11 protein-coding genes are annotated in these 13,029 nt (G+C 70.2%); 7 read left to right on the top strand and 4 right to left on the bottom strand.

All coding sequences use genetic code 11. The features are described 5' to 3' along the window. Positions 1-1,308, bottom strand: coding sequence for an exopolysaccharide biosynthesis glycosyltransferase EpsH (epsH, locus tag A176_RS34395; RefSeq protein ID WP_002638198.1), 1,308 nt, complete (start codon positions 1,306-1,308; stop codon positions 1-3). A 56-nt stretch (positions 1,309-1,364) separates the two neighbouring features. Between epsH and wzy the strand changes: the two genes are divergently transcribed. Together wzy and A176_RS40380 are read left to right on the top strand one after the other, a co-directional pair. Continuing rightward, positions 1,365-2,801: an exopolysaccharide repeat unit polymerase gene (wzy, locus tag A176_RS34390; protein ID WP_226994076.1), complete on the top strand. Its 1,437-nt coding sequence runs from the start codon at positions 1,365-1,367 to the stop codon at positions 2,799-2,801. Then, a complete protein-coding gene (locus A176_RS40380) occupies positions 2,747-2,956 on the top strand; it encodes a hypothetical protein (protein ID WP_226994075.1) in 210 nt (69 codons plus the stop codon). Before wzy ends, A176_RS40380 begins: the two co-directional genes overlap by 55 nt. 3 nt (positions 2,957-2,959) lie before the next feature. Here A176_RS40380 and mgtE read toward each other — a convergent pair whose 3' ends face one another. From mgtE to epsE, 3 genes are all read right to left on the bottom strand, one after another. After that, positions 2,960-4,279, bottom strand: coding sequence for a magnesium transporter (mgtE, locus tag A176_RS34385; RefSeq protein ID WP_002638200.1), 1,320 nt, complete (start codon positions 4,277-4,279; stop codon positions 2,960-2,962). 36 nt (positions 4,280-4,315) lie between these two features. Continuing rightward, positions 4,316-5,860 carry a response regulator EpsF gene (gene epsF, locus A176_RS34380; protein ID WP_002638201.1) on the bottom strand — a complete coding sequence of 515 codons (1,545 nt, stop codon included), beginning with the start codon at positions 5,858-5,860 and terminating at the stop codon, positions 4,316-4,318. Between the two features lie 235 nt (positions 5,861-6,095). Continuing rightward, positions 6,096-7,334, bottom strand: coding sequence for an exopolysaccharide biosynthesis GT4 family glycosyltransferase EpsE (gene epsE, locus A176_RS34375; protein WP_044890277.1), 1,239 nt, complete (start codon positions 7,332-7,334; stop codon positions 6,096-6,098). A 331-nt stretch (positions 7,335-7,665) separates the two neighbouring features. Here epsE and A176_RS34370 point away from each other — a divergent pair, with 331 nt between their 5' ends. From A176_RS34370 to epsA, 5 genes are all read left to right on the top strand, one after another. Further along, positions 7,666-8,187: a hypothetical protein gene (locus A176_RS34370; protein WP_002638203.1), complete on the top strand. Its 522-nt coding sequence runs from the start codon at positions 7,666-7,668 to the stop codon at positions 8,185-8,187. Beyond that, the gene (gene epsD, locus A176_RS34365; protein ID WP_002638204.1) at positions 8,184-9,197 is read left to right on the top strand and encodes an exopolysaccharide biosynthesis glycosyltransferase EpsD; all 1,014 of its coding nucleotides are present in this window, start codon (positions 8,184-8,186) and stop codon (positions 9,195-9,197) included. The genes A176_RS34370 and epsD overlap by 4 nt, the downstream gene beginning before the upstream one ends. 9 nt (positions 9,198-9,206) lie before the next feature. Further along, positions 9,207-9,764: a serine O-acetyltransferase EpsC gene (gene epsC / locus A176_RS34360; protein WP_002638205.1), complete on the top strand. Its 558-nt coding sequence runs from the start codon at positions 9,207-9,209 to the stop codon at positions 9,762-9,764. Positions 9,765-9,966: 202 nt separating this feature from the next. Next, positions 9,967-12,201 (top strand): GH44 family glycoside hydrolase EpsB, encoded by a 2,235-nt coding sequence (gene epsB, locus A176_RS34355; protein WP_002638206.1) that lies wholly within the window; start codon positions 9,967-9,969, stop codon positions 12,199-12,201. After that, positions 12,198-13,013, top strand: a complete 816-nt coding sequence (gene epsA / locus A176_RS34350; protein WP_002638207.1) for an exopolysaccharide biosynthesis glycosyltransferase EpsA — start codon at positions 12,198-12,200, stop codon at positions 13,011-13,013. The genes epsB and epsA overlap by 4 nt, the downstream gene beginning before the upstream one ends. The last annotated feature ends 16 nt before the right edge of the window (positions 13,014-13,029 follow it).

Genomic DNA, 13,029 nt, shown 5'->3' with positions numbered 1-13,029 from the left:
TCAGTCCGCCAGCGGCATGCCCCAGTCGGGCTGGCCGCGCTCACCCATCACCCAGCGGTACACCTCCAGCACCTGCTCCGCCTTCGCCTTCCAGGTGAAGTACTTGAAGACGCGCTCGCGGGCGCGCTCGCCCATGGGACGGATGACGGACGGGTCCGCGGCCAGCTTCGCCAGCACCTCGCGCACGCGGGCGACGATTTCCTCCGGCGTCCCCATGGGGATGGCGAAGCCCGTGGCCGGGCTCACGATTTCACCCGGACCGCCGTAGTCCATGACGATGGGCACCAGCCCCAGGGCCATGGCCTCGCACACCACCGCGCCGCCGAACTCGCGCACGCTGGGGAAGCCGAAGATGTGGTTCTTCGCCAGCCGGTCCTGGAGCTCGTGGTGCTTCACCCAGCCGGCGAACGTCACGCCGGACTCGATGCCGTCGCGCGCCGCCTGGGCCTTGAGGTTGGCCATCTCCTGCCCGTCACCGATGTACTCCAGCACCACCTTGCCCTCGCGGATGAGCGGCGCGGCGGCCTCCATCAGCATGGCCATGCCCTTGTAGGGTACGAAGCGGCCCACGAAGGCCACCCGCAGCGGCAGCTCCACCGGGCCCTCCGACTTCGCCGTGCCGAAGCGCCGCACGTCGATGGCGTTCTCCGGCACGTACACCGTCTTGCCCTGCCACCGGTCCGACACCTGCCCCCGCGTGGCGCGCGAGCCGGTGATGATGGCGGACGCGTTGTCCCGCGTGGACTTGTAGAAGGGCATCAGCTTGTAGGCGTCCCGGATGTAGCTGAGCCACTCCTTCTCCCGCCGCCGCGCGCCGCCGAAACCCTTGGGCCAGGGCAGGCCGCCATTGAGCGGCCCCATGACGAAGGGCACGCCCGCCTTCTTGCACCGCGCCGCCAGCGTGCTGGGCGTGGTGGGGCTGATGGGCGTGTAGCGGTGCACCAGGTCGAACTCGCCCGCCTCGATGCGCGGACCGAAGCGGCGCCAGAGCACCTCCTCGAAGTAGTAGTAGGGCAGCGCGCTGAGCGCGGTGGCCGTGGTCCACCCCACGCCGGTGCTGCCCCGCAGCACCTCGCCCACCTTGTCGAGTGGCTTCTCCACCGGCGTGGAGTCCAGCGCCGTGAACTGCGAGCCCTCCTGCACGCCCTGCTTCAGGATGTTCTCCCGGTTGCGGACATGGGTGACCAGGTGAACGTCGGCCACTTCGGCCAGCGCGTGGTAGAGCGACCAGCCCTCCAGCGGGACGCTCACCCAGTCAGGGTTGCACAGCTCGGCAATCAAGAGGACGCGTGGGCGGGGAGCAGGCATACGTGCCACTCCATCTATCCCAACCCGTGCCTGGGATGTAGCCTCCTCCGGTCCCGATGTACGCCCCCCACCGGCCGCCCTACCTGCGCTTCGCCGCGCTGCTCGCAGTCCTGGTGCTGGCCACCGTGGGCGGCGCCATCCTGCACCCCGTGGTCGCATTGGCCCCAGTCCTGGGGATTGGGGTGGTGTGGGTCATCCTGAAGGTGCCGGTGAAGTACCCGGTGTTGGTGGTGACCTGGCTCGTCCTCGCGGTGGACTACGTGCCGGAGCGGCCCCAGGCGGGCCTGTGGCCCTCACCCCTGTACCCGTTGGGCGAATTGATGTTCGCGCAACTCAGCTACATCACCAAAATCGGGGCGTTGCGCTTCCCCTTGGTGGACGTGCTCATCGTCGGGCTGATGGGGCTGGCGATGTACCGGCGGGTGAAGGGGTTGAAAATCGACCCGGAGCCCATGCCCATGCCCCGGCCGCTCATCGCCGTGGTGGCGCTGTCCCTGGTCGCCATCCTCTGGATTGAGGTGCGGGGTATCGCCCGGGGCGGGGACATCAAGAACTCGCTCTGGCAATGGCACCAGGCCGCGATGATGCCCTTCATCGTCGCGATGTATCACTACGCCATGCGGGGCCCCGAGGACTGGCCCGCCTTCGCGAAGACCATCATCCTGGCCGGCCTCACCAAGTCCGCGGTGAGCACCTACTTCGCCATGGTGGTGGTGCACGAGCTGGGTGTGGAGGTGGAGTACACCACGTCCCACTCCGACTCGATGACGTTCGTCTTCGCCCTGCTGGTGTCGACGATGCGGGTCATCGAGAAACCCAAGGCCGCGCACGTGCTGAGAGGGCTGCTCATCATCGCGCTCATCGGCATTGGCATGGTCTTCAACGACCGGCGACTGGCCTACGTGAGCTTCATGGGCTGCCTGATGGCGGCCTTCCTCATCAACCCGTGGACGCCGCTGAAGCGCTTCCTGGTCCGGCTGGCGCCGCTCTTCATTCCCTTCATCATCGTGTACATGGCGGTGGGGTGGAACTCGGGCTCGTCCGCCTTCGCGCCGGTGCAGACCATCCGCTCGCTGATTGACGGCCAGGGCGGCGAGGGCAACCTGGACTACCGCGACATCGAGAACCTGGACATGATCGCCACGTGGGCCCAGTTCCCCATCCTGGGCACCGGCTACGGGCACGAGTTCCTGGAACCCATCCCCCTGCCGGACATCGCCTTCGTCTTCCCCCAGTACCGCTTCCATCCCCACAACTCGCTGCTGGGGCTGTTCGCGTTCGGGGGATGCTCGGCTACACGGGCGTGTGGCTGTACCTGGCCGTCACCGTCTACCTGGTGGTGCGCTCGTACCACCGCTGCGACGTGTCGGAGTACCGCGCCGCCGCGCTCATCATCGTGGGACTGGTGGCCACGTACATCAACCAGGTGTTCGGAGACATGGGCATCATCTCGTACATCTGCACGTTCCAGATATCGCTGGCCGTGGCGATGACGGGGAAGCTCGCCGTGTACACCGGCGCGTGGCCCATGCCGCACAGCCGGCTGATGGGGCCCGCGCCCACCGCGCCGGTGCCGCCGCCGGGCGCCATCCACTACCCCAACGAAGAAGACGCCCCGGCGCCCGCCGCGCGCGAGGGCAACGCGTAAGGGTTACAGCAGCGTGCCGCGGAGGATGAACTCCGCCGTGGTGAAGTAGATGACCAGCCCGCTGACATCCACCAGCGTGGCCACGAAGGGCGCGGACGCGCTCGCCGGGTCGAAGCCCATCCGCCGCAGCAGGAACGGCAGCATCGCGCCCGCCAGCGTCCCCCACGTCACCACGCCCAGCACGGACAGGCCCACGGTGAAAGCCACCTTGAGGAAGTGCTCGCCGTAGAGGTGGAACAGCTCCTGCCACAGCAGGATGCGCGTCACGCCCACCGCGCCCAGCACCGCGCCCAGCAACAGGCCGGACACGATTTCGCGCCGCAGCACCCGCCACACGTCGCGCAGCCGCACCTGCGCCAGCGCCAGCGCGCGGATGACCAGCGTGGAGGCCTGGCTGCCGGCGTTGCCCCCGGCGGAGATGATGAGCGGCACGAAGAGGCTGAGCACCACCGCGCGGGCAATCTCGTCCTGGTAGCGCGTCATCGCGGTGGCGGTGAGCATCTCCGACAGGAAGAGCACCAGCAGCCAGCCCGCGCGCTTCTTCAGCATCGCGCGCAGCCCCACCTCCAGGTACGGCGCGCCCAACGCCTCCGTGCCACCCACCTTCTGGATGTCCTCGGTGGCCTCCTCCTGCACCACGGTGACGATGTCGTCCACGGTGACGATGCCCTTCATCCGCCCCTGCCCGTCCACCACGGGGATGGCCACCAGGCCGTGGCGTCCGAAGAGGCGCCCCACCTCCTCCTGGTCCGTGTCCTCGCGCACACGCACCAGGTCCGTGCGCATCACCTCCCGCACCACCTTGTCCGGCGTGGCCTGGAAGAGCTGGCGCAGCGACACCACGCCCACCAGGCGCTGCTCCGCGTCCAGCACGTAGGCGTAATAGACGGTCTCCACCTGCTCCCGGGCCTGCCGGCGCAGGTAGCTGAGGGCCTCGTCGATGCGCAGCTCCGGGCGCACGCGGACGAAGCGCGGGTTCATCAGCCCGCCCGCCGCGTCCTCGCCGTACGCCAACAGGGCCCGCACCTCGCGCAGGGACGGCGCGTCCAGCAGGGCCAACCAGTCCTCCCGCTCCTCCGGGGGCAGCCGCTGCACGACGTCCGCCGCGTCATCCGGCGCCATCACCCGCAGCCACGTGCCCCGCTCCCCGGGCGAGAGCGCCTGGAGCAGGCCCACCTGCTCCGGCGGCTCCAGGGTGGCGAAGAAGTCCCGCGCGCGCTCGGGACGCAGCAGGTGGAAGCCCTCCACCCGCTCGCGAGGCGACAGCACGGGCCACGCGTCGCGCAGCTCATCCTCGTGGACCGCCTCGGCCTCGGCCTCCATGACGACTCCCCCCTCGCCGTGGCCCCACCCACGGCGTCACCGCGCTGGCGCCCCAGGCTCCCCGGGCAGCACCACGTGGAAGGTGCTCCCCGAGCCCTCGCCGCCCGGTGACTCCGCCCAGATGCGGCCCCCGTGGCGCTCGACGATGCCGCGGGCGATGGACAGGCCCAGCCCGAGCCCGCCGTACGAAATCCCGTGCGCGCGACTGAAGCGCTCGAAGATGTGCTCCAGCTTCCCGCCCGGAATCCCCAGCCCGTGGTCCACCACCTCCACGTGCACGCGGCCCGCCTCCTCACGCGCGGCGAGCCGGATGCGTCCGCCCTCCGGCGAGTAGCGCAGCGCATTGGAGACCAGGTTGGTGAACACCTGGTCCAACCGCTCGCGGTCCCCCGGCACCACCAGCCCCTCCGGCGCGTCCAACTCGATGCGCTGGCCGTCTGGCAGGGGCTCGAAGTGCTCCGCCACCTCGCGCAGCAGCGAGCTCACGTCCAGCATGGAGGGCCGCAGGTGCAGCTCGCCCCGCTGGATGCGGCCCACGTCGAGCAGGTTCTCCACCAGCTTCGCCATCCGATTCACGCTGCGGTGCAGGCCGTGCAGCGCCTTGTCCATGCCCTGCGGCAAGGTGTCCCCCGCCCGCACGGTGGCCAGGTGCGCGAAGCTCCGCGCCGCCTGGAGCGGCGTGCGCAGCTCGTGCGCCGCCATGGTGAGGAACATGTCCTTGGCCTCGCTGGCCGCGCGCAGCGTCTCCACCGCATGGCGCGCGTCGTCGATGTCCGTCGCCGTGGACACCCAGCCGGCGAGCTGACCCCGCTCATCCCGCTCCGGGATGGTGCGCGTCAGGAACCAGCGGTAGTCCCCCTCCGAGCGCCTCAGCCGGCATTCCCGCTCCAGGGGCCTTCCTTCGTTCTGGGCCTTTTGCCACGCGGAGCGGAGGGCGGGCACGTCCTCCGGGTGCAGGCAGCGCAGCGTGTCCTTCCACTGCCGCCCCTGCTCCGGCGTCAGCCCCGCGTAGTCCAGCCAGCCCCGGTTGGCGTAGCCGATGCTTCCGTCCACCAGCAGCTCCCAGACGAACTGGGGCATGGTGTCCACCATCCTGCGGAAGCGCAGCTCGCCCTGCTGCTCCAGCATCCGCCGCTCGCGCTCCCACAGCGTGGACTCGTGCTGCTGGAGCCGCTGCTGCTCCAGGTACAGCCCGACGAAGGCCTCCACCTTCCAGCGCAGCACGTCCGGGTGGAAGGGCTTCACCACGTAGTCCGCGGCGCCCATCGCGTAGCCATGCACCAGGTGTGCTTCGTCACGGCTGTGTGCCGTGAGGAAGATGATGGGCGTGAAGCGCGTGCGCTGGCGCTGACGGATGAGACGGGCCGTCTCGAAACCGTCCACGCCGGGCATCTGCACGTCCAGCAGGATGACGGCGAACTCCTCCTGGAGCAGCCACCGCAGGGCCTCCGGACCGGACATGGCCCGCACCAACCGCTGGCCGAGCGGCTCCAGGACGGCCTCCAGCGCGAGCAGGTTGGCCGCGTTGTCGTCCACCAGCAGGACGGGTGCATGGAACGTGGGTTGCTCGGGCGCTCTCACCCGCGATGCCTCCCTTCGGGCCTGAACCCCAGGCGGTAATGCGCCGTGGGCCGTCTGGCAACGGGTCCGGCCCGCTCCTCCCGTTGGTCACCGGGCGACAACAGGGGCCCCGGTCAGGACGTTCCCATCATGGGCCGCGTCCACCGGCCTCACCAGTCCAGGAACGACGCCGGGTGGGCCAGTGACGGCCCGCAAACACCTGCGCATGCGGGAGGACGTCCTACCGTGTGCCCCGCTACACCACCGCCCGCTGGAGCATCAGCGCGAGCATGTCCGCGCTGCGCTCGCTGCTGAACGTCGTCTCCACCTTCCGGCGGCCCGCCTCGCCCAGCCGGTGTGCCTCCTGGGCATCACGGGCCACGGCCTCCAGCTTGTCCGCCAGGACCTGGGGCTGCTGCGGGGGGACGAGGATTCCGTCCACGCCATCATCCACCAGCTCCGGCACACCGCCCGCGCCCGTCACCACCACGGGCACGCGCATGGCCATGGCCTCCATGATGGCGACGCCCAGCGGCTCCTGGAGGCTGGCCAATGAGAAGATGTGCGCGCGCTCGATTTCCCCGCGCACCGTGTCCTCACTCACCGCGCCCAGCAGCGTCACCGCGTCGCCCAGACGCGTCTCCTGGAGTTTGGCCTCCAGCACCTTGCGGTACGTGGTGCCGCCCGCCTCGTCCTCGCCCGCGATGGCCAGCCGCGCGTCCAGCCCCTTCGCGCGCAGCAGCCCCACCGCGTCGATGAGGTCCGCGTGGCCCTTGCAGGGGTTGAGACGGCCGCAGGAGAAGATGCGCAGCGGGCCTTCGCCCGTCCACGGCGCGTACGCCACGGAGCGATTGAACTTGCGCAGCTCCACGCCCATGGGCGCCAGCTCGATGCGCGACGGCAGCGCGCCGGCCAGCTCGTCGTTCACTTCCTGGAGCAGCTTCTTCGTGATGACGAAGGCGAACTGCGCGTGCCGCCACTTCTCACGCTGGTTGGGGCCGTAGTCGTAGAGCGGCCCGTGCAGCGTCAGGCTGTACGTGAGCCCCGACAGGAGGTGGGCGAAGAGCGCCACGTGCGCGGCGTTGGCGCAGGAGTGCACGTGGACGTGCGTCCAGCCACGCTCCCGCGCCAGCGAGGCCAGCCGGCCGCCCATGATGGCGAAGGCGAGCAATTGCGCGCGGCCCTTCGCGTCCAGGCCCTCCGCGCGGGCGATGGAGGCCAGGCAGCGGGCCCAGCCGGACGGCATCGCGCGGGCCACCTCCGCGGCGGCCTTCACGACGCCCAGCGGCCCGGGCGGCATGAGGTACTCCGTGCGCGCCATGGCCTCGTGCGCCCAGCGGTGCGAGATGATGCCCGCGGGCGGAGGACGCGTGGAGACCAGCTCCGGCGACACGCCCTTGCCCGGCAGCGCCTGCAGCTCGCGCCAGAAGAAGATGTGTGTCTGTCCGGGGAACTCGGGAATCAGGTAGCCAATCTTCTGCACGCGGGATGGCATAACACGCCTGCCCGCCCCTGCCACGGCGTGGGTGGCCGCGCACCCAGCCCGTGACATGGCCTTCACGCGTGCAGGACTGGCGGCATGGAGGGACAGTGGCGCCGCGCGCGTCCCCGGGCGCCCCACCACGCCGGTTCCTTGCCGCCGTGCATCCCCCTGGCGAGCCGGAGCGGACGAGCCTGGTGGCTCGTGCCCTGGCAGCGGGCGGCGCCGCGCGACCTGGAGCCCCTCGCCTCCGTGCCTTGGCAGGTGGGCAGGCCTGCGCGCCCTGAACTGCCCGGCGAGGCCGTTGGGCCGACGCCACGCGTTGCGCTATACCGAGCGCCTCCCCATGGCCGCCGATTCCAGCGCACCGCCCGCAGACGCCACTTCGCCCGACAGCGCCATTCCTTCTCCGGCGCTGCAACGGCTGTGGTTCGCCCTGGAGCGCCACGCCTGGAGGTTCATCACCGTGGTGCCCGCGCACCCGGGCGCGCCCGCGCTGGAAGCGGCCATGGCGGTGCTGGAGGCCGGCGCGCCGTACGCGTACATGGAGAAGATCCACCTCGAGGACGCCAGCGGCCTGTCGCCCACCGCCGCCGCGCAGAAGGTGCTGGAGCTGCGCGAGCGCGTGTCCCGAGGTGAGCGCGTCGTCGCCGTCATCGACTCCCTGATGACCCGCCCGGCCAGCCTGCCCCTGGCGCTCGCCGCCGACGGCTGCCTGCTGTGCGTCACCCTGGGCGAGACGGACTTCGGCGCCGCCAACAAGACCCTGGACTTCGTGGGCCGCGAGCGCTTCCTCGGCAGCGTCACCTTTCCCCGGCTGACGAAGAAGCAACGCCGGGCGTTGGCAAAGAAGAACAAGAAGCCATGACCTCCGCCTCCGCGCCCCGGCTCAGCGTCGTCATCGCCACCTACAACCGGCTGCCGCTCATCACCCGGCTGTTGTGGCAGCTCGCCGGGCAGACGCTGCCGCCCGAGCAGTTCGAGGTTGTCGTCGTGGACGACGGCTCGAAGGAGCCCACGCGCGAGCCGCTCCAGGCCCTGTCCCTGCCCTACACCCTGCGCGTGGAGGTCCAGCAGAACGCGGGCGCCGCCGCCGCGCGCCACCGAGGCGTCCTGGCCGCGCGGGGCGAGGTGGTGCTCGTCACCGACGACGACATGCAGGTGGCCCCGGACTTCCTGGAGCGCCACCTGGCCCACCACCCGGAGGGCTCGCGCGTCGTCGTGCTGGGCCGCATCCGGCCCGACCCGTCCATTGGCGACATGCCGCTGTTCGAGCGCTGGTACGCGTACCTCAACAACCGCATGGCGGACGAACTCTCCGTCCCCGGCGCGCGCGCCCGCGGCGTCCACCTCTTCACCGGCAACGTGTCCTTCCCCCGCGCCGACTACGTGGGCGTGGGCGGCTTCGACAAGTCCCTGGGCCAGTCGGAAGACGTGGAGCTGGGCGTGCGGCTGGAGAAGGCCGGCTGCGCCTTCGTCTTCGCGCGGGACGCGTACGTGCTGCATGGCAGCGACCACGTCTCCTTCGAGCGCTGGCTGAAGCGCGCGCACCGCTACGGCATGTTCGACACGCAGGTCGCCCGGAAGCACCCGGACGTGCGCGACGTCAATCCGTTGCGACTGCTGTTCAAGACGAATCCCCTCACCCGCCCGCTGCTGGCCGCCACGCTGGTGGCGCCGGAGGCCTCGCGGGTGCTGACGCGCGCGGTGATGCACGCCGCGAACGCCGCGGACAAGCTGGGCCTGGAGAAGGCCGCGTTCGCGGGCACGTCGGTGGTGTACGGCATGGAGTATCTGCGCGGCGCGCGCGGCGAGGCCGGCGGCTGGACGGGCATCGCCCGCGAGGTCGCCCGCTACCTGCAGGGCCGGGGGGAGTAATCACACACCATGCGGAAGGCCAGGGACTCGATGATTGGCTCGCTCGTCACGGATGCGCTGGAACTGGCGAAGGCCGCCAATGGCAACTCGGATGCGAAGTCCATTGCCAAGGTGGTGCTGACCAGTGATTCGTACCGCATCACCGCGCTCAACCGCGCCCGTGAGGCCGCGCTGACGTACCGCATCCCCCTGCTGAACCACGTGCTGCGCGTGGCGCAGACGGCGGTGATGGGGATTGAGATTGGCAAGGACGTCACGCTCGGCAAGGGCGTGTACTTCGTGCACAGCCTGGGCGTCGTCATCGGCGGAGACGCGCGCATCGGCGACCGGGTGCGCTTCTACGGCAACAACACCGTGGGCACCGCGAAGGACAACGGCTACCCCGTCATCGAGGATGACGTGTGGATTGGCGCGGGGGCGCGGATTCTCGGGCCAGTGCGCATCGGCGCGCGCTCGCGCATCGGCGCCAACGCGGTGGTGCTCCAGGACGTGCCGCCGGACAGCGTGGCCGTGGGCATCCCCGCGCGCATCTTCCCGCGCAAGGACACGGACGAAGTCGCGCTCTAGCGCGGCGGGACGGGCGTGCCGATGGAAGCCGGCGTGGAGCGTTCGCGGACGATGGCGCAGGGGCGGCGACGCACCCACGGGGTGAAGCAGTCGCGGAGCTCGGCTCGCGCCTGGGCCGCGCTCCCATGAGGGCCGGGGTGAAGCGTTCGCGGACGATGGCGCACGAGGGCACGGTGGTGGCAACTCGCTCAGTGAGGACACAGTGAAGCGTTCACGGACGAAGGCGGGCGCCGCGGTCCTGTCGGGTGTGCTGCTCGCCGGTGGCTCGGTGGCCGTGGCTCAGGCCGTGGGCGCGGAGGCGCCGGGTGCGAGCGGCAACGCGGCAGCGGCCAGCACCACGGCAGCCGGTGCCCCGAGCGGCACTGCCCCAGCGGCTGCTGCCGACACCGCCGCGGCGAGCCTCACCGCCAGCCTGGAGAAGACCGCCCCGCTGATGCTGTACGACGGGGGCCTGGCCTCGGGCTGGAAGGACCTCGGCTGGGCGCAGCGCCAGCTCCCCAAGGGCGCGCCCGCGCGCATGCGCATGTTCAACTACAGCGGGTGGATTCTCTACCAGCCCAAGCTGGAGGGGACCTTCGGCGCGCTCTCGTTCCGGCTCAGCGCCCCGGAGGCCTTCGGCGAGTTCCTGGAGGTCCGCCTGGACGCGCCCGGCGCCGCGAGCTTCCCGCGCATCCCCATCACCCCCGAGCTCCAGGTCCGCAAGGACGGCGAGTGGGCTGAAATCATCATCCCCATGGAGATGCTCAACCCGCGCGGTCAGCCGTTCGACCGCGTGGTGATGCGCGCGTCCAAGAGCGTGGGCCGGGAGTGGGTACTCTTCGACAAGGTGGCGCTGGCGGCCCTGCCGCCCGAGCTGGCCGCCGCGCTCGCCGCGGGAGGCGGACGCCAGGGTCAGGGCAGTGGCCGCGAGGCCCCCATGACCATCGACTGCACCGCCCCGAGCCACCGCATCAGCCCGCTCATCTACGGCATCGCCTTCGACGGGCTCACCGAGAAGAAGGACAAGCACCAGTACGAGGTCGGCGCCACCTCGCGCCGCTGGGGCGGCAACCCCACGTCCCGCTACAACTGGAAGCTGGGCGGCACGTGGAACACGGCGAACGACTGGTTCTTCCAGAACGTCGACATCGGCGTGAGCTACGACGACTTCCTGGAGTCCAACCGCAAGCACGGCATGAGCTCCGCGCTGACGGTGCCCATCCTGGGCTGGGTGGCCAAGGACGCGAAGTCGGTGGGCTTCCCGGTGATGCGCTTCGGCCCGCAGCAGCAGGAGGACAACGGCTCGGGCAACGGGCTCGCCCGGGACGGCACGCCGCTGAAGCCCGGCGCGCCCACGCTCACCAGCACCGAGGCGTCTCCGGAGTTCATCGCGGAATGGATTCAGGCCATCCGCAAGAAGGACCAGGAGCGCGGTCAGCGCAGCGTCCAGATGTACATCCTGGACAACGAGCCCATGCTCTGGAACTCCACGCACCGCGACGTGCATCCGGAGCCGCTCACGTATGACGGGCTGATGGAGCGCACCATCGCCTACGGCACCGCGGTGCGGAAAGCGGACCCGGAGGGCCTCATCGCGGGCCCGGCCGAGTGGGGTTGGACGAACTACCTGTGGTCCGCGGCGGACTTCGCGCCGGGGAAGATGCCGCACTCGGACCGGCGCGCGCACGGCAACGTGCCGCTGCTGCCCTGGTACCTGCGGCAGCTCCGCGAGCACGAGAAGAAGACGGGCGTGAAGCTGCTCGACATCGTGGACCTGCACTTCTATCCGCAAAGCAACGTGGGCGTGGGACTGGAGGGCAACACCGACCCGGCCACCAACGCGCGGCGCATCCGCTCCACGCGCGGGCTGTGGGACCCCACGTACAAGGACGAGTCCTGGATTGGTGAGCCCATCCGGCTGATTCCGCGCATGAAGGAGTGGATCGCCGACAACTACCCAGGTCTGCGCATCTCCATTGGCGAGTACAACTTCGGCGCCTTCCGGCACATGAGCGGCGGCCTGGCCCAGGCCGAGACGCTGGGCCGCTTCGCGCAGGAGAACATCTACTCCGCCTACTTCTGGCAGTACCCCACCGAGGGCTCGCCCGTGTTCTGGGCGTTCCGCGCGTTCCGCAACTTCGACGGCAAGGGGGGCCGCTTCCAGGACATGTGGGTGCCAGCCAAGGCCGCCGAGAACACCAGCGTGTTCGCCTCGCGGGACGAGGCGGGCGGCAAGCTGGTGGCGGTGGTGCTCAACTTCGACCCCGACCAGGCGGCTCAGGCGCAGATTGAACTCAAGGGCTGCGGTACACTCGACAGCGTGCGCGTGCTGGGCTACTCGGGCGCACCTGGGGGGTTCACCGAGCAGACTCCCGGAACGAAGGCCGCGGGCTCACTCACACAGCGGCTGCCGCCCTATTCCATGACCGTGCTCGACCTGACGGTGAAGAAGCCATGAGCTCCGCCGCTGCCCCCGTCCCTCCGCAGACTCCCTTCACCACCGGCCGCGCGCGCCTGAACATCGGCCAGCTCGCCATCGATCAGCTCACGTTCGACGAGGCCATAACGGAGATTGGCCGCCTGGTGGATTCGCGCCAGGGCGGCTACGTCTTCACGGCCAACGTGGACCACGTGGTGCTGGCCGAGGACAACGCGCAGTTCCGCGAGGCGTACTCGCGCGCCACGATTTCGGTGGTGGATGGCATGCCCATCGTCTGGGCGTCTCGCGCCATGGACGTGCCGCTGCCCGAGCGCATCGCCGGCTCCGACCTCATCCTCCCGCTGATGAAGCTGGGGGCGGAGCGCAAGTGGCGCGTGTTCCTGCTGGGCGCAGGCCCAGGCGTGGCGGAGAAGGTGGGCCGCATCGTCGGCGAGCAGTACGGCGTGGAGGTGGTGGGCTGGGATTCGCCCATGGTGCGCCTGGACGGCGGCGACGCGCAGAACGACCCGATTGTCGCGAAGATTCGCGAGAAGGACCCGCACCTGCTCCTGGTGGCGCTCGGCAGCCCGAAGCAGGAGGTGTGGATTTCGCAGGTGGCGTCCAAGCTGGGGCCCACGGTGGCGATTGGCATTGGCGCGGGGTTGGACTTCATCGCGGGCACGGCGAAGCGCGCGCCTGTGTGGATTTCGCGCGCGGGCTTCGAGTGGCTCTACCGGCTGGTGAACGAGCCCAAGCGCCTGTGGCGCCGGTACATCCTGAATGACTCGCGCTTCGCCACGATTCTGCTGCGGGAGTTCTGGCAGCGGACGGGGGCGCAGAAGTCGGAGTAGCCGGCACGTCCGTGCG

This window comes from Myxococcus hansupus (genome assembly GCF_000280925.3).
Classification (GTDB): domain Bacteria; phylum Myxococcota; class Myxococcia; order Myxococcales; family Myxococcaceae; genus Myxococcus; species Myxococcus hansupus.
This window is presented reverse-complemented; position numbering and strand designations above follow the sequence as displayed.